This window comes from Sphingopyxis terrae subsp. terrae NBRC 15098, from assembly GCF_001598815.1.
Classification (GTDB): Bacteria; Pseudomonadota; Alphaproteobacteria; order Sphingomonadales; family Sphingomonadaceae; genus Sphingopyxis; species Sphingopyxis terrae.
This window is the reverse complement of sequence record NZ_BCZQ01000016.1, coordinates 63,769-82,381: the sequence shown is the minus strand read 5'-3', so window position 1 is coordinate 82,381 and position 18,613 is coordinate 63,769. Positions and strand designations below refer to the sequence as shown.

Genomic DNA, 18,613 nt, shown 5'->3' with positions numbered 1-18,613 from the left:
ACCCTTCCGATGCTCGCCACCCTCGCTCCCGTTCGCAGCCTGCTGCTCGCCATCTTCGTGATGATGGCGGGCAGCGGCTTCTTGTCGACGCTGATCGGCCTGCGGCTCGAGCGGGCGGGCAGCGACACGATCCTGATCGGGTTGGTCGCCACCGCCTATTTCGGCGGATTGACGCTCGGCGCCTTGCGCGCCGGCGCGATCGTCCGCCGCGTCGGGCATATCCGCGCCTTTGCCGCCTTCGTCGCGCTGCTTTCAGCGAGCACGCTCACCTATGCGCTGGTCCAGCACCCGCTGCTGTGGGCCTTGCTGCGGCTGGTCGACGGCGTGTGCGTCGCAGGCATGTTCATCTGCGTCGAAAGCTGGCTCAACGACCGCGCCGAACCCGAGACGCGCGGCGGTATCCTCGCCGCCTATATGGTCGCCCTCTATTCGGGACAGGCCATCGGACAGCTTTTCCTGAGCACCGGCGCGGCAACGCCGGCCGTACCCTTCCAGATCGCCTCGATCCTCATTTCGCTCGCCATCCTGCCGGTCTGCCTCACGCGCAGCACCGCACCGACCTTGGGCGAAGCCGACAATCTTCCCCTCGCGCGACTGTTTGCCGCCTCGCCGCTCGGGCTGGCGGGGGCGGCGATCACCGGGCTGATCCTTGGCGCCTTCTACGGCATGGCTGCGATCTATGCGCGCGGGATCGGCTTGGGGCTCGGCGCGATCGCCACCTTCATGATGACGGTGATTCTCGGCGGCGTGGCGCTGCAATGGCCGCTGGGACGCCTCTCCGACCGCTATGATCGCCGCCGCGTCATCATCACCTGCTTCGCGCTTGCACTGGCGGTGAGCGTGGCGCTCGCCGCCGCGCCCGGGGGCGGCCTGCTGCTGCTGTTCGGCGCGGCCTTCGGCGGGCTCAGCTTCGCGCTCTATCCGCTGTGCGTCGCGCACGCCAACGACCGCCTGCTCCCGGCCGAGCGGGTAAGCGCTAGCGGCCAGCTTGTGCTTCTCTATTCGGCGGGAGCCGCGCTGGGCCCGCTTGGCGGCGCCGCGGCGATGAACTGGATGGGTCCGGGCGGCCTGTTCCTGTTCATCGCGGCCTGCGCCGCGGCGATGCTGGGGTTCAGCCTGTGGCGGCTTGCCGCCACCGCGCCGGTGCCTGGTCCGGCGCAGCAGGATTTCCAGATGTTGCCCCGCACGACCCCGGTCGCGGCGCTGCTCGACCCCTCCGGCCCCGAAGCCGCCACCGTAAAGGATTAAAGACCCATGGACCGTTCGTCCCCGCTCCCCGCCGCCGGACAGCCCGCGCCGCTCCCCACCCAATCGACGCTGCGCCGCGCGATCGGGGCGTCGGCGCTCGGCAATGCGGTCGAATGGTTCGACTATGGCATCTACGCCTATGGCGTCACCTATATCTCGGCCGCGCTTTTCCCCGGCGAGGCGAGCGAGGCGGTGCTGTTCGCGCTCGCGACCTTCGCCATTTCCTTCCTTGTCCGCCCCCTCGGCGGGCTGTTCTGGGGGCCGCTCGGCGACCGCATCGGCCGCAAGTCGGTGCTCGCAATGACGATCCTGATGATGGCGGGCGCGACCTTCGCCGTCGGCCTGATCCCATCCTATGACAGTATCGGCTTCTGGGCGCCAGCGATCCTCGTCCTGCTGCGGATGGTCCAGGGTTTTTCGACCGGCGGCGAATATGGCGGCGCGGCGACTTTCATGGCCGAATATGCCCCCGACGCCCGGCGCGGCTTCTATGGCAGCTTCCTCGAATTCGGAACGCTCGCGGGCTTTTCCTTCGGCGCCGCGCTGATGCTTGGCTATTCGCTGCACCTTGGCGATGCGGCGATGCACGAATGGGGGTGGCGCATCCCCTTCCTTGTCGCCGGTCCGATCGGGCTGATCGGCATGTATGTCCGCTCGAAGATGGAGGATACGCCCGTCTTTCTGGAGGCGCAGCAGGCGGCCGAGGATCGGCCCTCGCCCGGGCTCGCCGCGCTGGGCCGGAATCACTGGCGGCCGCTGCTCGTCGTCGGTGGGCTCGTCATCGCGCTCAACGTCGTCAATTATACACTGCTCAGCTATATGCCGACCTATCTGGAACGGCGGATCGGCTTGGCGCCCGATCAGGCGCTGCTCGTCCCGATCATCGGAATGCTGTTCATGATGGTTTTCCTGCCCTTTGCCGGGGCGCTGTCGGACCGGATCGGACGGCGACCGATGTGGCGCTTTTCGCTCATCGCGCTGCTCGTCGCGGTCGTGCCGCTCTATATGCTGATCGGCACGGGCTTCGCGGGAGCCATCGCGGGCTTCCTGCTGCTCGGCCTGCTCTACGTGCCGCAGCTCGCGACGATCTCTGCGACCTTCCCCGCGCTCTTTCCGACCGCGGTGCGTTTTGCCGGCTTTGCGATCGCCTATAATATCTCGACGTCGATCTTCGGCGGCACCGCACCGATGGTCGGCAGCGCGCTGATCTCCGCGACCGGCGACCCGCTGATGCCTGCCTATTACATGATGGCGGCGTGTCTCGTCGGGCTCGTCGCGCTTCATTACATGCCCGAAACCGCCGGCCGTTCGCTGCGCGGCGACCCGTTCCGGCGCTAGAAACCGGCACAGTTCCGGCCCGGCTTATCGATCAGGCGCGCGAAACCCTCGCTTTGGCTCGCACGGGCATTGACCTGGCGGGCGCAGTTTTCCAAGCGGCGACCTATGGATTGAGCGAGCGAAGGCCGGGGGGCGGGGCGCTTGTATCGGATTCTGGAAGGATCGAGGTTTCGCCCCGCTTATGAAGATTTTCCAACGCTTCGCATCGCATGCACAGGATGTCGCGATCGATCTCGGCACGGTCAACACCGTCATCTATGTCCGCGGCCGCGGTATCGTGCTCAACGAACCATCGGTGATCGCGATCGAAACGCGCGACGGCGTGCGCCGCGTCAAGGCGGTCGGCGCCGATGCCAAGCTGATGATGGGCAAGACGCCCGCCAATCTCGAGGCGCTGCGACCGCTGCGCGACGGGGTGATCGCCGACATCGACCTGGCCGAACAGATGATCAAGCATTTCATCGACAAGGCGCTCGACGGCACAAGCCGCCTGCGGCGCCGCGGCCATGTCGTGGTCTGCGTGCCGTCGGGGTCGACGCATGTCGAAAGGCGCGCGATCCGCGACGCGGCCTCCAACGCCGGCGCGAGCAGCGTTCAGTTGATCGAGGAACCGCTCGCCGCGGCGATCGGCGCCGGCCTGCCCGTCACAGAACCACAGGGAACGATGGTCGTCGACATTGGTGGCGGCACTACCGAAGTAGCCGTGCTGTCGCTCGGCGGCGTCGCGCACAGCAGTTCGGTACGCGTCGGCGGCGACAAGATGGACGACATGATCGCGTCGTATATCCGCCGCAAGCATAATATGATGATCGGCGAGATGACGGCCGAGCGCATCAAGCTCGCGATCGGCTCCGCGGTGCCGCCGCAGGACGAAGGCGTCGTCATGGCCGTCAAAGGGCGCGATCTCGTCAGCGGCCGTCCGTCCGAAATCAGCGTGTCCGAAGCCGAAATCGCCGAGGCACTGGCCGAACCGGTGGGCCAGATCGTCAGCGCGGTAAAGGCGGCGCTGGAACGGACCCCGCCCGAATTGTCGGCGGACATCATCGATGCGGGGATCATGCTCACCGGCGGCGGCGCGCTGCTGCGCCGGATGGATCAGGCCATCTCCGCGGCAACCGGCTTGCCGGTGCTGGTCGCCGAAGATGCGCTGATCTGCGTCGCCATGGGGGCCGGGCTGACGTTCGACGATCGGTCCTACAGCGGCATATTGATGGCCGCCTGATTTCCCTCGCCGCGCCGTCCTGCGGTGCGGGCGCTTTACCGCGCGCTGCTCGCGCACGCAAAAAGGGCGGCTCAGCGCCGCCCTTCGCAATCCCGGCCGTGCCGGGACAAGCCGTTGCCGGCCCGCGCCATCGGGACGCGGGTAACGCGCTTACTTGATCTTGGCTTCCTTGAACTCGACGTGCTTGCGCGCACGCGGGTCATATTTGCGCACCGACATCTTTTCGGTCATCGTGCGCGGGTTCTTCTTGGTGACGTAGAAAAAGCCCGTGTCGGCGGTGCTCACCAGCTTGATCTTGACGGTCGTCGGCTTGGCCATGGCCCTGATCCTCGAACTATTGGCACATCCGCCGGATCGTCCGGCACATGTGGCGGGACTGGGGGCCCCGACGGTTGCTATGAAAAACAAAGAGGGCCGCGCGCGGGCGCCGCCCTCATTTATCCGGGCGCCATTGGCCGGATTCGCGGTCAATGTCAAGCAATCTGTGGTCGAAAAGGGGGCGGGCCGATGGGGTGCGCCGCCCCCCGGGAGGGGTCTTGCGATGGGGTCAGCCGTTGCGGATCTGGAAATGCACGACCATCACCTTCCAGCTTTCCTCGGCCACCCCGCCGCGCGTCGCGGGCTTGAAGCGCCATTTGGCGAGCGCGCGGCGTTTCGTTTCGGCGAAAAAGCCCGGGCTGTCGGTGCTGACCAGCTCGACCGCCTTGACCCGGCCGTCGGTGCCGATCAGCACGCGCACCTTCGCGCTGCCTTCGATCTCGCGCCGCTGTTCGCTTGCCGGATAATCGGGCTGAAAGCTGCCGGCAAAGCGCTGGTCGAGTTCCGCCAGGACGAGCGGCGGCGGCTTGGGCGGATCGGCGGGCCGGACCGTCGTCGGGCCGGGATCATAGGGAAGCGGGTCGGGCACCACTGGCTTCACCTCGACCCCGCGGTCGGCCGGGGGAAATGTATCGACCAGCGGCCGCACCGCCTCGGTCGGCGTGTTGCTCCTTGGGCTCGGCTTGACCTCTGGCTTCGTCTCGGGCGGTTTGGGCTTTTCGATTTCAATCAGCGTGCCGGTCAGCGGCGCGAGTACAGGCGCCTTTTCGATGATGATCGGCGACAATGCGACCGCAACGACGAACGCCACCGGCAGGCCGACCGCGAAGGCGAACGCTACGGGCCGATGGCCCGCGCCGGGATCGTAGCTATTGCGGCGCGGCGGCGCGGCGCCGGCAACTGCGGTGGTCGCCTCGGGCGCCGATACGATCGCCGAGATCAGGGGAATCAGGGTCATGGCCTCTCTCCTTGCCTGTGACCGGCTCCGCCCGTTTCTGACCGAGCTGTCTGCCGGATCAGTTTGTGTGATATTATAACGTCACAAATATTGTCAAGCGGCAAGATAGGAATGCGCCGACGCCGCGCGTTCAGGAAATGGAGAGACGCGCTATCGCCTGATCCTTGGCGATCAGCGGCAGCAGTTCGGCCATATCGGGCCCATGGTCGCGGCCGGTGAGCGCGCGGCGCAGCGGCAGGAACAGCGCACGCCCCTTCGCGCCGGTCGCGGCCTTCACCGCGGCGGTCAGCGCGTGCCAGGGGTCGGCATCCCAATCGACCGCGGGTGCCGCGGCCGCAGCGGCGGCAAGTACCGGGCGATCGGCGGCGTCGGGCACGGGCGGCACGAACGGCCCGTCGAACACCGGAACCCATTCCGCAGCCTCGGCCACGGTCATCAGATTGGGACGAATCGCGTTCCAGCGCGCGGCGCCGATCGCGAGCGGCAGGCGCGGCGCAACCGCGTGATAATCGGTGTGGTGCAGAATCTTCTGGTTGAGCAGCGCCAGCTCGGCCTCGTCGAAGCGCGCCGGCGCGCGGCCGAAGCGCGCGAAGTCGATCGCTTCGATCAGCGGTCCCGCGCTCGTCACCGGCTCGACCGGATCGCTCGTCCCGAGGCGCGCCAGCAGCGCGACGAGCGCGATCGGTTCGATACCATTCTCGCGCAGCGCTGCCATGCCGAGCGAGCCGAGGCGCTTCGACAACTTGCCTTCGGTGCCGACGAGCAGCGCCTCGTGCGCGAATGCGGGCGGCGTCGCGCCGAGCGCCTGAAACATCTGGATCTGCGCCGCGGTGTTCGACACATGATCCTCGCCGCGCACGACATGCGTGATGCCCATGGCAATATCGTCGATCACGCTCGGCAGCAGATAGAGCCAGCTGCCGTCGGCGCGGCGCACGACCGGGTCGGACATGGTCTTGGGGTCGAAATGCTGCGGTCCGCGAATCAGGTCCGTCCATTCGATCGGCGCGCCCTGATCGAGCCGGAAGCGCCAGTGCGGCGCCACGCCTTCGGGCACCGGCGCGTCGGCGGACTTACGCTCATAGACCGGCGGCAGCCCGCGCGAGAGCAGAATCTTGCGCCGGATTTCCAGCTCCTCGGGCGTCTCGTAACAGGCGTAGACGCGGCCCGCCGCCTTCAGCTTTTCAAACTCGGCCTCATAGAGCGCGAAGCGCGCCGACTGGCGCTCCTCGCCGTCGATATCGAGACCCAGCCATGCGAGATCGGTGCGGATGCCCTCGACATATTCCTCCTTCGAGCGTTCGAGATCGGTATCGTCGATGCGGAGCAGGAAGCGCCCGCCATGCTTGCGCGCCCACATCCAGTTATGGAGCGCGGTGCGGACATTGCCGACGTGCAGGCTGCCGGTCGGCGAGGGAGCGAAGCGGGTGATGACGGTCATGGCGCGCCTATAACCGGTTTCGCGCGGGATGCGAGTCAGGCGGTGCGAAAGCCGTGCGTGATCGGATAGCGGCGGTCGCGGCCAAAGTTGCGCGTCGACAGCTTGACCCCCGGCGGCGCCTGGCGCCGCTTATATTCGGCGATCGCCAGCAGCCTTTCGATGCGCGCCACCACGTCGCGGTCGAAGCCGTAGCGCGCGACCACATCGTCGACGCTCGCCTCTTCTTCGACCAGCATGTGGAGCATGCGGTCAAGATCCTCATAGGGCGGCAGGCTGTCCTCGTCCTTCTGGTCGGGGCGGAGTTCGGCGCTGGGCGGCTTGGTGATGATGCGGTCGGGCATCACCGGCGTCACCGGATTGCGCGACAGGCGCGGGACATTCGCGTTGCGCCAGCGCGATACCGCGAACACCGTGGTCTTGTAGGCATCCTTCAGCGGGTTATAGCCGCCCGCCATATCGCCATAGATAGTCGCATAGCCGACGCTCATCTCGCTCTTGTTTCCCGTCGTCATCAGCATCGGGCCGAACTTGTTGCTGAGCGCCATCAGCGTGACGCCCCGGATGCGCGACTGGACATTCTCCTCAGTCGTATCGACCGCCGCGTCGGCGAAGCTGTCCGACAGCATCGTATCGAAAGCCTCGACCGCCGGGACGATCGAAATCGTGTCGAGCCGGCACCCGATCATGCCCGCGCAGCCCGCCGCATCGTCGAGGCTGTCCCGACTGGTAAAGCGGCTCGGCAGCATCACGCACCACACCTTGTCGGGGCCGAGCGCGTCGGCGGCGATCGCGGCGCAGATCGCCGAATCTATGCCGCCGGACAGGCCCAGCACGACGCCGGGAAAGCGATTGCGCTCTACATAGTCGCGCAGCGACAGCACCATCGCGTCATATATGTCGGCGGGATGCGCGTCCCATTCGGCGATCGCGCCGGGCGAGCAGATCCAGCCGTCGGCCTCTTTCGTCCAGCGGGTTACGCGCTCTTCGGCTTCCCAGTCGGTCAGGCGATGCGCCGCGCGCCCGTCGCCGTTCAGCACAAAGGAGCAGCCGTCGAACACCAGCTCGTCCTGCCCGCCGATGCGATTGAGGAAAATCAGCGGCAGCCTCGTTTCGGCGACACGCGCCGCGAACACTTGTGTCAGGCGGCGGTCGTCCTTGTCGATTTCATATGGACTGCCGTTGACCGATATCAGCAGCTCCGCGCCCTGCGCCGCCAGATGCGCGCAGACCGTGGGAAACCAGCCATCCTCGCAGATCGGCAGTCCCAGCCGCACCCCGCGCCATTCGACGACATTGGGCAGCGGGCCGGGTGCGAAGACGCGCTTTTCGTCGAAGGTGCCATAATTGGGCAGTTCGTGCTTGCGCCGCGTCGCGACGATCCGCCCGCCGTCGAGCAGCGCGACGATATTGTAGAGGCGGCCGTCGCCGTCGCGCTCGACCGAACCGACCAGCATCGCCGGACCGCCATCGGCAGTGTCCGCCGCCAGCTCGGTCAGCAGGCGCGCGGCGCGGTCGGCGAGCGCGGGCTTGAGCACCAGATCTTCGGGCGGATAACCGATCAATTGCAACTCGGGATAGAGGATCAGGTCGGCGTCCTGGTGCCGCGCGCGGACGGCGCGCATCGCATCGACATTGGCGGCAAGGTCGCCGACGCTCTGCGTCATCTGCGACAGGACGATGGACAGCGTGGCGGCAGGGGCGTCGGTCATGCTCCCGCCAATAGACCACCGCGCCCCAAATTCAACCGAAAGCCAGCGTCCACAGCGTCCGGCCGGGCGCCATCGCAAAGAAGCCGGCCGCAATCAGGCCGATATAGATGCCGCGCATCAGCTTGAGGTGGCGGTCGATGTCGCCCATCCGCGCGAACCAGATCGCCCGCGGCAGCTGGACGAGCACGATCAGCGAAAAGATGTGAATCGGGCTGATCGTCCCGGTAACGGTCCGGATCCAGAAGCTGTCGATCGCCGTCACGACCATCATCGCGGCCCAGGCGCGCCCACCGATCTTGTGCGCCAGGTCGCCCTTGCGGCGGCGCCAGAGCAGCCAGGCGCCGAGCGGCACGGCGGGAACGACGGTCGCAAGATGAAGCCAGATCGCCCACATCGGCGTGCGATAGGTAGACGGCCCCATGAACGAACGCGCCAGCAGCGCAGCAACGATGCCGCCGAGAACGAGGAGCGCGGTCAGCCCGATGCGGCGCGACAATTTGGCTGGACGACGCGCTGTGGCGGCGGGGGCGGCTATGCTGGTCATGGCGGCTTTTCCTTTCGAAGACCGATCTGTTCCGGCGCTGTCACCGGCGGTTGCCCTCTTCCTGGCCGCGCGCCGTTCACGGACAAGCGCGCCTTCGCCAAGGCGGCGGAATAGTTCGCAAATCCGCCGCTTTGCCCGTTGACGCTTCGTGAAATGGCACGCACAAACGGGGCGATATGGCGAAACGGCTGACGATCGAACTGCTCGCGATGATCGCGCTCGGCCTGTTGATCGGGCTACTCGGGCCGTTCGGCACCTTCAACAATCCGCCGGCCATCCGGATGCTCAACTGGGTGATGTGGCTGCTCGCGGGCTATATCTTCTATCGTCCAACCGGGGTTGTCGCAGGCTGGCTATGCGACGCGACCGGTCTCCCGCCCCTTGGCGGGCGGCTGATCGCGCTGATCGTCGCCAGCGTGCCGGTGACGCTCGTCGTTACGATGATGGCGATGCAGATGAGCTTCGGCGAGGCGCTGCGCTGGCCGGGCTTCTGGACGATGTATCTCTATATCAGCATCGTGTCGGCAGTGGTCGTGGGCGTGATGGGGCTGAGCTTCCGCGCGCAAGCCGACGATGGTCCGCCGCCCGCCGCCGAAACCCAGCCTACAACGGCGACCAAAACGCCGCCGCCCCCCGCCCCCGCACCGGAACCCGATGCCGCGCTGCCGCTGCCGCCCGGTTTCGGCGCCATCCTCGCGCTGAAGGGCGAGGATCATTATGTCCGGGTGATCGGTACGCGATCGGAAGAGCTCATCCTTGTGCGGATGCGCGATGCGATCGCGCGGCTGGGCGATGCCGACGGCCTGCGCATCCATCGCAGCTGGTGGGTCGCACGCGCCGCCGTCGCTGCCGTCCGCCGCGACGGCCGCACCGCGATCGTCACGCTGACAAGCGGCCATGAAGCCCCCGTTGCGCGCGACATGATGCCCGCGCTGCGCGCCGCGGGGTGGATTTAGACGGGATTGCCCCTTTCCCTTCGCGCGCCCGCTGGCTAAGGGGCGCGCATCCATCCCCAATCGGCGACAAGGGGCCCCGCGCATGAAACTGATTTCCGGCAACAGCAATCTTCCCCTCGCCCGCGCCATCGCGGACTATCTGGAACTGCCGCTGACCGATACCAGCGTGCGCCGCTTCGCCGACGAGGAGGTTTTCGTCGAAATTCACGAAAATGTCCGCGGTCAGGACGTTTTCGTGGTTCAGCCGACCAATTTCCCGGCGAACGACAATCTGATGGAACTGCTGATCATCACCGACGCGCTGCGCCGCGCCTCGGCAAAGCGCATCACCGCAGTGATCCCTTATTTCGGCTATGCCCGCCAGGATCGCAAACCCGGCCCGCGCACGCCCATCTCGGCCAAGCTTGTCGCCAATCTCGTCACCACCGCAGGCGCCGACCGCGTGCTGGCGATCGACCTGCACGCCGGACAGATCCAGGGCTTTTTCGACATCCCGACCGACAATCTCTATGCCGCACCGGTAATGAGCGCCGACATCCAGGCGCGCTTCGGCGACAAGAATCTGATGGTCGTCTCGCCCGACGTCGGCGGCGTCGTGCGCGCCCGCGCGCTGGCCAAGCGGCTCGACAACGCGCCGCTGGCGATCGTCGACAAGCGCCGCGAACGCGCTGGCGAATCCGAAGTGATGAACATCATCGGCGACGTCGAGGGGCGCTTCTGCGTTCTGATCGACGATATCGTCGATTCGGCAGGTACGCTGTGCAACGCCGCCGCCGCGCTGAAAGCCGCGGGGGCGGAGGGCGTCGTCGCCTATTGCACCCATGGCGTGCTGTCGGGCGGCGCCGTCGCCCGCGTCGATGCGAGCGAACTGACCGAGCTCGTCATCACCGATTCGATCCAGCCGACCGACGCCGTGAACGACAGCAGCAAGGTGCGCGCGCTGACCGTCGCGCCGCTGCTCGGCGAAGCGATCAAACGCATTGCCGACGAAAGCTCGGTCAGCAGCCTCTTCGACTGATCGCGTGTCGCTCGAAACCGACATTGCCCTTGCTCATCGCCTCGCCGATGCGGCGGGCGCCGCAATTCGTCCGCTTTTCCGTTCGAACTGGTCGCACGAAGCCAAGGCCGACGCGTCGCCTGTTACCGAGGCCGATCGCGCCGCCGAAGCAGCGATGCGCAAACTGCTGGACGCCGAAACCCCGCGCGACGGGATCATCGGCGAGGAATATGGGGCCGAACGGGCGGACGCCGCGCGCCAGTGGGTCCTCGATCCGATCGACGGGACGGTCAGCTTCATGGCCGGCCGGCCGATCTTCGGCACGCTGATCGCTCTCTTGCAGGACGGCTGGCCCGTGCTCGGCATCATCGACCAGCCGATTTCGGGCGAACGCTGGACCGGCGCGATGGGCGAGCCCACGCTGTTCAACGGCCACCCGGCAACGACGCGAACCTGCCGCAACCTTGCCGACGCGGTGCTTGCAACGACGGGGCCGCAATATTTCAGCGACCATGACGGTGAACATTTCATGGCGCTGGCAGCGCAGACCGCGCACAAGCGGATGGTGTTCGGCGGCGACTGCTACAATTATGGCCTTCTCGCCAGCGGACATATCGATCTGGTGGTCGAGGCGGGGCTGAAACTGCACGATTATGCGGCGCTCGTCCCCATCGTCGAAGGCGCCGGCGGAACGATGTGCGATTGGAACGGCGACCCGCTCCACGCCGACAGCAGCGGGCATGTGATCGCCTTGGGGGATCCCGCGCGCCTGGAGGACGTGATCGAGGGGCTGGCCTGCCACCATTGACGGGCGATTGCCTTAAAAGGCCTCGCACAAAGACACAAGGAGGGCAGCGCGCCCTGCCGCATCGCTTGCGCACCTTCGCGTGACATAAGGGAAATCGCGTGCCATGCTTGCATTTCCGCGCGAATCCGTCTAGGCGCGCGCCTTCGCACGATAGCAAGCTGACCTGCCTGGCTGAAAGGGCTGCCAGGGCCGGTCGATATCGTCGCTAACCAAGGAGACGAAAATGCCCAAGCTGAAGACCAAGAGCGGTGTGAAGAAGCGCTTCAAATTCACCGCCTCGGGCAAGGTGAAGCACGGCGTTGCCGGCAAGCGCCACCGCCTGATTTCGCACAATAGCAAATATATCCGCACCAATCGCGGCACCAGCGTGCTCAGCGATGCCGATGCGGGCCATGTGCGCCTCTGGGCGCCCTACGGCCTGAAGTAAGGAGCGCCTGACCCATGTCCCGTATCAAACGCGGCACCACCACGCGCGCCAAGCACAACCGCGTTCTGGCGCAGGCGAAGGGCTATTACGGCCGTCGCAAGAACACCATCCGCGTCGCCAAGCAGGCGGTCGAGAAGGCCGGCCAGTACGCCTATCGCGACCGCAAGGTGAAGAAGCGGAACTTCCGCGCCCTGTGGATCCAGCGTATCAACGCTGCGGTTCGCGCCGAAGGCCTGACCTATTCGCAGTTCATGCACGGCGTTAAGCTCGCCGGCATCGAACTCGACCGCAAGGTCATGGCCGATCTCGCGATGAACGAAGGCGGTGTCTTTACCGCCATCATCGCGCAGGCGAAGGCGGCGCTGCCCAAGGCCGCCTGAGGCCGCCGGCACCGACGAAACAAAAGGGCGGTCCCGCAAGGGGCCGCCCTTTTTCGTGCGCGCTAACGGCCGGGTGGACAGGATTTCCAAAGAGAGACGGCGCGGAGCTTGCAAGCTCCGCGCCGTCTCGACGATGACCCGAATGGATGCACCGCCCCCCTCCCTCCGTACCGAATAGCCGTGGGTCGCAGATAAGCTGACGGCCGGCGGAAGTATCCCTGTGCCGCGACATATGACTCCGCATCGCCGGGAAAAATTGTAAAAATCCGACAGACGCGCCACCTAGCCTGTTGTTTTTTTGCGCATCGCTTTGCAGGGTGGCGCCATGCCAGGGACTAGGGCGAGCCAGAATCTGCCGCAGGATGTGCGCGTCGTGACGCGCTTTTTTCCCGTGTCGGAAGCCCTGCGCCCCTATTGCAGCATTATCTACCGCACCGATGTCGATGCCCCTGCGGGCGTGCGCATCGACGATTATCTGCACCCCGAATGGGCCAATCTGCGCTTTATTTCCGGAATGACGCCGCTCGCGGCGGTCGGTGGCGAAGCGGCGAGCCCCACCGCGCCCTTCATCGCGACCGGTCCGACAAGCCGTGCGACCTTCTTTTCGTGCGGGTCGATGCGTGCCTGGGGGATCGGCATCCTGCCGACCGGTTGGGCGAAATTCTTCGACATTGCAGCCGATTCGATGGCCGATCGCTTTTGCGACGGGGCGACGCACCCAGCCTTCGCGGCACTCGCTCCCCTGCTCGACGAGCTTGCCACGATCGAGGATCTTGAAGTCGGCGCGGCGCTGATCGACGCGCGCTTCGCCGCGATGCTCGCGGGCGCGCCGCCCGACGATCCGGCGATCGCAGCCGCCTATGCCGCGCTTATGGACGACGATCTCGGCAGCGTGGCCGATCTGGCCGACAAGCTGGGGATGTCCGAACGCTCGGTCGAGCGGCTCAGTCAGCGCGCCTTCGGCTTTTCGCCCAAGCTGCTGCTGCGCCGTCAGCGCTTCCTGCGCAGCCTTGCCCGATTCATGCTCGACCCCTCGATGGCGTGGATCGATACGCTCGATTATCATTATTACGATCAGGCGCAGTTCACCCGCGACTTCAAGGCTTTCATGGGCATCGGCCCGCGCGACTATGCCGCGCGGCCCAAGCCCATCCTTGGCGCCGCCGCAATAGCGCGCGCCGCCGCCGCCGGTGCGGCGGTTCAGGGCCTCCACAAGCCCGCAGGCTGAACCGCCCGCCCGCCGCGCGCTTCGGGGTTGACCCGCGCGCGTCCTTCGGTGCAAGCGGCGACGGGGCAATGGCAGGCTTTGCGCCGCCGCAGGCCGGACAGAAACAGGCTAAAGACGGTCGCACGCGAACCGGTGCGCGGCCGCCGCAGGACGAAAAGACGATGAGCGATTATCAGGCCATGCAGGCCAAGCTGGTGGCCGAGATCGACGCCGCCGCCGACCTCGACGCGGTCGAGGCGCTGCGCGTCGCGGCGCTTGGCAAGGCGGGCAGCGTGTCGGCCCTGCTCAAGACGCTGGGCGGCATGACCCCCGACGAACGCCAGACGCAGGGGCCGCAGATCCACGCGCTGCGCGAAGCCGTCACCAACGCGCTCGCCGCGCGCAAGGCCGCGCTCGAAGGCGCGGCGCTCGAGGCGAAGCTCGCCGCCGAGCGTCTCGACATGACGCTGCCCGCCGACGCCGCCCCCAAAGGCAGCGTCCATCCGGTGAGCCAGGTCATGGACGAAATCGCCGAAATATTCGCCGACATGGGCTTTGCGGTCGCGACCGGGCCCGAGATCGAGGACGACTGGCGCAATTTCACCGCGCTCAACATCCCCGAAACGCACCCCGCGCGCGCGATGCACGACACCTTCTATTTCCCCGACAAGGATGCCGAAGGCCGCGCGATGCTGCTGCGCACCCACACCTCGCCGGTGCAGGTCCGCACGATGATGAGCCAGGAGCCGCCGATCCGCATCATCGCGCCCGGCCGCGTCTATCGCAGCGACAGCGACGCCACGCACACGCCGATGTTCCATCAGGTCGAGGGGCTGGTGATCGATCGCGATATCCACATGGGCCATCTCAAATGGACGCTCGAAACCTTCCTGAAGGCCTTTTTCGAACGCGACGACATCGTCCTTCGGCTGCGTCCCTCCTATTTCCCCTTCACCGAACCGTCGGCCGAGGTCGATGTCGGTTACCGCCAGGAAAAGGGGCGCCGGATCGTCGGCGGACATGGCGATGACGACGGCCATGCGTGGATGGAATTGCTCGGCAGCGGCATGGTCAACCGCCGTGTCCTTGCCAATTGCGGCCTCGATCCCGACGCGTGGCAGGGTTTCGCCTTCGGCATCGGTATCGACCGGCTCGCGATGCTCAAATATGGCATGGACGATCTGCGCGCCTTCTTCGACGGCGACCTGCGCTGGCTGTCGCACTATGGGTTCGGCGCACTGAATGTACCGACGCTCAGCGGGGGGATTTCGGCATGAAGATCACCCTCGAATGGCTGAAGGCGCATCTCGACACCGATGCGACCGTCGACGATGTCGTCGCGGCGCTCAACCGCATCGGGCTCGAAGTCGAAGGCGTCGAAAATCCCGCCGAGAAGCTCGCGGGCTTTCGCGTCGCCAAGGTGCTGACCGCCGAACGGCATCCGCAGGCCGACAAGCTGCAGGTGCTGACGGTCGATGCCGGCGACGGCGCCCCGCTCCAGGTCGTGTGCGGCGCGCCCAACGCCCGCGCGGGACTGGTCGGTGTGCTCGGGCTGCCCGGTGCGGTGGTCCCCGCCAACGGCATGGAGCTGAAAATCTCGGCGATCCGCGGCGTCACCTCAAACGGCATGATGTGTTCGACGCGCGAACTCGAACTCGGCGACGATCATGACGGCATCATCGAATTGCCCGCCGACGCACCGGTCGGCGCCGCCTTCGCCGATTATTCGGGCGCGGGCGATCCGGTGATCGACATTTCGGTCACCCCCAACCGGCAGGATTGCATGGGCGTGCGCGGCATCGCGCGCGACCTCGCCGCCGCCGGGCTCGGCACGCTCAAGCCGCTCGACGTCCCCGTCATCGCGGGCGAAGGCGCCCCGGCAACCGCGATCCGCACCGACGACACCGAAGGCTGCCCGGCCTTTTTCGGTCGCACGATCAGCGGCGTCACCAATGGCACCGCCCCCGAATGGATGCGGCGGCGGCTCGAAGCGGTGGGGCAGCGTTCGATTTCGGCGCTGGTCGACATCACCAACTATGTGATGCTCGACCTCGGCCGGCCGAGCCATGTCTACGATCGCGCGACGCTGAACGGCGCGCTCGTTGCACGCCGCGCGCGCGATGGTGAAACGGTGACCGCGCTCAATGGCAAGGACTATGTGCTGACCGACAGCATGACCGTGATCGGCGACGACAGCGGCGTCCACGACATCGCCGGCATCATGGGCGGCGAGCATAGCGGGTGCAGCGAAACGACGACCGACGTGTTGCTCGAGGTCGCCTATTTCACGCCCGAGCGGATCGCGCTGACCGGGCAGGCGCTCGGCCTCACCAGCGATGCGCGCAGCCGGTTCGAACGCGGCGTCGATCCCGCATTCCTGGACGATGCGACCGCGATCATCACCGGATATATCCTCGACATCTGTGGCGGCACGGCCTCGACCGTAACGCGCGCGGGCGAGCCGCCGATCGCGGCGAAGACGATCGCCTATGATCCCGCCCTGTCGGCGACGCTCGGCGGGATCGCGATCGACCCGGCGCGGCAGCGCGCGATCCTCGAGGCACTGGGCTTCGGCGTCACCGAAGGCACGCCTTGGCAGATTGCAGTGCCGAGCTGGCGCCGCGACATGGACGCCGCGCCCGACGTGGTCGAGGAAGTGACGCGGATCGCGGGTTTCGACGCCATCGCATCGGTCGCCCTGCCCCGCGCCGACGGCGTCGCCCGGCCGACGGCAACCCCCGAACAGCTGATCGAACGGCGCCTGCGCCGGGGCGCAGCGGCGGCGGGATTCCACGAGGCGGTGACCTGGTCCTTCGTCTCCGAACGCGAAGCGGCGCCCTTCGGCGGCGGCGCCTGGACGCTCGCCAATCCGATCAGCGAGGATCTGAAGGTCATGCGGCCGTCGTTGCTGCCCGGCCTGCTCGCCGCCACGGCGCGCAATCAGAACCGCGGCGCCGACAGCATCCGTCTGTTCGAGATCGGGCGGCGCTATCTGGCCGACGCCGAGCATCCGACGCTCGCGCTGCTGATGGCCGGCGACAAGCATCCGCGCGGCTGGCAGGCGGGCAAGGCCGCGCCATTCGACGCTTTCGACGCCAAGGCGGCAGCGCTCGCCCTGCTCGATGCTGCGGGTGCCCCTGCCGACCGTCTGCAGGTGATGGAGCCGGTCGCCGATGGGGCGATCTGGCATCCCGGGCAGTCGGCGACGCTTCGACTGGGGCCGAAGGCCGTACTCGCCGAATTCGGCGCGCTGCACCCCGCGCTCGCAAAGCATTTCGATGTCGACGGGCCGGTGATGGCGGTGCAGATTTTCCTCGACGCGATTCCGGCGAAGCGTGCAAGCGGCCCGGCGCGTGCGGCCTTCACGCCACCTGCGCTGCAATCGGTGCGCCGCGATTTCGCCTTCCTCGCGCCCGAAACGCTGGCGGCAGGCGATCTCGTCCGCGCGGTCAAGGGCGCCGACAAGGCGAGCATCATCGATGCGCGGCTGTTCGACCGTTTCGCCGGCCAGGGCGTCCCGGAAGGACAGGTCAGCCTGGCGGTCGAGGTCGAGCTGCAGCCGCAGGACAAGAGCTTCACCGACGCCGAGCTGAAGGCGATCGCCGACAAGGTGGTCGCCGCCGCCGCGAAACTGGGCGCGGTGCTGCGCGGATAGGCCGGCGACGGCAGAAGGGAAAAACGGTCATGGATACGCGCCACCTGGTCGATCGCGAGCTTCAGCCCCTGATCGACCTGTTCGGACGCATCGACCTCGACGCCGCGCCGATCGCCGACATTCGCGCCAAGGCGGCCGAAACCTATGCGATCCTGCCGCCGCCGGCCATCGCGCCCGAAGAGTTGCTGATCCCGTCTATCCACGGCGGGCCGGACATGCTGGCCTTCCTCTTCCGCCCGGCTCAGGCGCGCGCCGGTGCGGGTGCGATCCTGCATATCCATGGCGGCGGCATGGTGATGGGATCGGTGCGTCAGATGCAGGCCGGACCGGCGGCGCTTGCCGCGGCCGCGGGCGTGCCGGTGCTGTCGGTCGAATATCGGCTCGCGCCCGAACATCCCTTCCCGGCGCCGCAGGAGGATTGCCATTCGGCGCTCGTCTGGCTCGCCGGACAGGCCGATGCCCTTGGCTTCGATGCGCAGCGCATCGTCGTTGCCGGCGAAAGCGCGGGCGGCGGCCTCGCCGCGGCGCTGGCGATCATGGCGCGCGACCTCGGCGGGCCCGCGCTTGCGGGGCAATTGCTGACCTATCCGATGCTCGATCACCGGACGGGCGGCGACGCCTGCCCCTATCGCAATCCGGTCACGGGCGAGTTCATCTGGACCCGCGCAAGCAATCGCTTCGGATGGAGCGCGCTGCGCGGCGCCTACGCGGCCGATGACCAACGGCGCGGCTGGTTTTCACCGAGCCTCGCCGACGATCTTTCCGGCCTGCCGCCTGCCTATATCGCGACCGGCAGCCTCGACCTCTTCTTCGATGAAAATCTCGACTATGCGCGCCGTCTCGCTGCGGCGGGGGTGCCGGTCGATCTGCACAGCTATGCCGGCGCCATCCACGCCTTCAACGCAATCCCGACTGCCGCCATCAGCCAGCGCTTCACCGCCGGGCTGCTCGCCGCCGCCGCCGCGATGACGGCCCCGGCGGCAGGATGAGCGGGCGGGTCGCCACCTGCCACTGCGGCTTGCTGCAGCTTCGATGCAGCGGCGATCCGGTCAAGATTTCGATGTGCCATTGCCGCGATTGCCAACGGCGAACCGGATCGCTGTTCAGCGTCGCCGCCTTCTTCCCGCGCGAAGCGGTGGCCGTCGCCGCCGGTTCGGCGCAGAGCTTCCGCCGGCCTTCGGCGAGCGGCCACGACGTGACCTTTCATTTCTGCGCCGATTGCGGATCGAACCTGTGGTGGGAACCCGACCGGATGCCGCACCTCTCCGGCGTCGCAGTCGGCGCCTTTGCCGACCCGAATTTTCCGATGCCCGAACAGGCCGTCTGGTGCGAGGATCGCCATGCGTGGCTCGACCTGCCGCCAGCGATTGCGGCGCACGCACGCAATCCGGTGAAACGCGCCTGA

General features: G+C 67.1%; 18 protein-coding genes. 13 read left to right on the top strand and 5 right to left on the bottom strand.

The window, feature by feature from the left end; all coding sequences use genetic code 11:
* Window positions 1-9 precede the first annotated feature (9 nt).
* From STE01S_RS10405 to STE01S_RS10395, 3 genes are all read left to right on the top strand, one after another.
* On the top strand, window positions 10-1,248 hold the full coding sequence (locus tag STE01S_RS10405; protein WP_062767502.1) for an MFS transporter: 1,239 nt from the start codon (window positions 10-12) through the stop codon (window positions 1,246-1,248).
* 6 nt (window positions 1,249-1,254) lie between these two features.
* A complete protein-coding gene (locus STE01S_RS10400; RefSeq protein ID WP_062767500.1) occupies window positions 1,255-2,586 on the top strand; it encodes an MFS transporter in 1,332 nt (443 codons plus the stop codon).
* Window positions 2,587-2,767: 181 nt separating this feature from the next.
* Window positions 2,768-3,808: a rod shape-determining protein gene (locus tag STE01S_RS10395; RefSeq protein ID WP_058810857.1), complete on the top strand. Its 1,041-nt coding sequence runs from the start codon at window positions 2,768-2,770 to the stop codon at window positions 3,806-3,808.
* 150 nt (window positions 3,809-3,958) lie between these two features.
* Here STE01S_RS10395 and rpmG read toward each other — a convergent pair whose 3' ends face one another.
* From rpmG to STE01S_RS10370, 5 genes are all read right to left on the bottom strand, one after another.
* A complete protein-coding gene (gene rpmG / locus STE01S_RS10390; protein WP_003042331.1) occupies window positions 3,959-4,126 on the bottom strand; it encodes a 50S ribosomal protein L33 in 168 nt (55 codons plus the stop codon).
* A gap of 229 nt (window positions 4,127-4,355) precedes the next feature.
* The gene (locus STE01S_RS10385; protein WP_062767498.1) at window positions 4,356-5,084 is read right to left on the bottom strand and encodes an energy transducer TonB; all 729 of its coding nucleotides are present in this window, start codon (window positions 5,082-5,084) and stop codon (window positions 4,356-4,358) included.
* Window positions 5,085-5,214: 130 nt separating this feature from the next.
* Entirely contained in the window at window positions 5,215-6,525 is a 1,311-nt protein-coding gene (gltX, locus tag STE01S_RS10380; protein WP_062767496.1) for a glutamate--tRNA ligase, read from the bottom strand.
* Window positions 6,526-6,560: 35 nt separating this feature from the next.
* The gene (locus STE01S_RS10375) at window positions 6,561-8,234 is read right to left on the bottom strand and encodes an NAD+ synthase (protein WP_062767494.1); all 1,674 of its coding nucleotides are present in this window, start codon (window positions 8,232-8,234) and stop codon (window positions 6,561-6,563) included.
* Between the two features lie 31 nt (window positions 8,235-8,265).
* On the bottom strand, window positions 8,266-8,778 hold the full coding sequence (locus tag STE01S_RS10370; protein WP_082813301.1) for a DUF2306 domain-containing protein: 513 nt from the start codon (window positions 8,776-8,778) through the stop codon (window positions 8,266-8,268).
* Window positions 8,779-8,954: 176 nt separating this feature from the next.
* On the opposite strand from STE01S_RS10370, the gene STE01S_RS10365 reads away from it, so the two are divergent.
* The 10 genes from STE01S_RS10365 to STE01S_RS10320 all read left to right on the top strand — a co-directional run bounded on the left by STE01S_RS10365 (window position 8,955) and on the right by STE01S_RS10320 (window position 18,613).
* Window positions 8,955-9,734, top strand: a complete 780-nt coding sequence (locus STE01S_RS10365; RefSeq protein WP_058810852.1) for a LytTR family DNA-binding domain-containing protein — start codon at window positions 8,955-8,957, stop codon at window positions 9,732-9,734.
* An 82-nt stretch (window positions 9,735-9,816) separates the two neighbouring features.
* Window positions 9,817-10,752 (top strand): ribose-phosphate pyrophosphokinase, encoded by a 936-nt coding sequence (locus tag STE01S_RS10360; protein WP_003042312.1) that lies wholly within the window; start codon window positions 9,817-9,819, stop codon window positions 10,750-10,752.
* Between the two features lie 4 nt (window positions 10,753-10,756).
* On the top strand, window positions 10,757-11,539 hold the full coding sequence (gene hisN, locus STE01S_RS10355) for a histidinol-phosphatase (RefSeq protein ID WP_062767490.1): 783 nt from the start codon (window positions 10,757-10,759) through the stop codon (window positions 11,537-11,539).
* 223 nt (window positions 11,540-11,762) lie between these two features.
* Window positions 11,763-11,966: a 50S ribosomal protein L35 gene (rpmI, locus tag STE01S_RS10350; RefSeq protein WP_003042306.1), complete on the top strand. Its 204-nt coding sequence runs from the start codon at window positions 11,763-11,765 to the stop codon at window positions 11,964-11,966.
* Between the two features lie 14 nt (window positions 11,967-11,980).
* Window positions 11,981-12,346, top strand: a complete 366-nt coding sequence (gene rplT / locus STE01S_RS10345; protein ID WP_003042303.1) for a 50S ribosomal protein L20 — start codon at window positions 11,981-11,983, stop codon at window positions 12,344-12,346.
* Between the two features lie 325 nt (window positions 12,347-12,671).
* The gene (locus STE01S_RS10340) at window positions 12,672-13,574 is read left to right on the top strand and encodes a helix-turn-helix domain-containing protein (protein ID WP_082813300.1); all 903 of its coding nucleotides are present in this window, start codon (window positions 12,672-12,674) and stop codon (window positions 13,572-13,574) included.
* Between the two features lie 161 nt (window positions 13,575-13,735).
* Entirely contained in the window at window positions 13,736-14,830 is a 1,095-nt protein-coding gene (gene pheS, locus STE01S_RS10335; RefSeq protein ID WP_062767600.1) for a phenylalanine--tRNA ligase subunit alpha, read from the top strand.
* Window positions 14,827-17,208, top strand: a complete 2,382-nt coding sequence (pheT, locus tag STE01S_RS10330) for a phenylalanine--tRNA ligase subunit beta (protein ID WP_062767488.1) — start codon at window positions 14,827-14,829, stop codon at window positions 17,206-17,208. Before pheS ends, pheT begins: the two co-directional genes overlap by 4 nt.
* 29 nt (window positions 17,209-17,237) lie before the next feature.
* Window positions 17,238-18,197 carry an alpha/beta hydrolase gene (locus STE01S_RS10325; RefSeq protein ID WP_062767486.1) on the top strand — a complete coding sequence of 320 codons (960 nt, stop codon included), beginning with the start codon at window positions 17,238-17,240 and terminating at the stop codon, window positions 18,195-18,197.
* Window positions 18,194-18,613 (top strand): GFA family protein, encoded by a 420-nt coding sequence (locus STE01S_RS10320; protein WP_062767484.1) that lies wholly within the window; start codon window positions 18,194-18,196, stop codon window positions 18,611-18,613. Before STE01S_RS10325 ends, STE01S_RS10320 begins: the two co-directional genes overlap by 4 nt.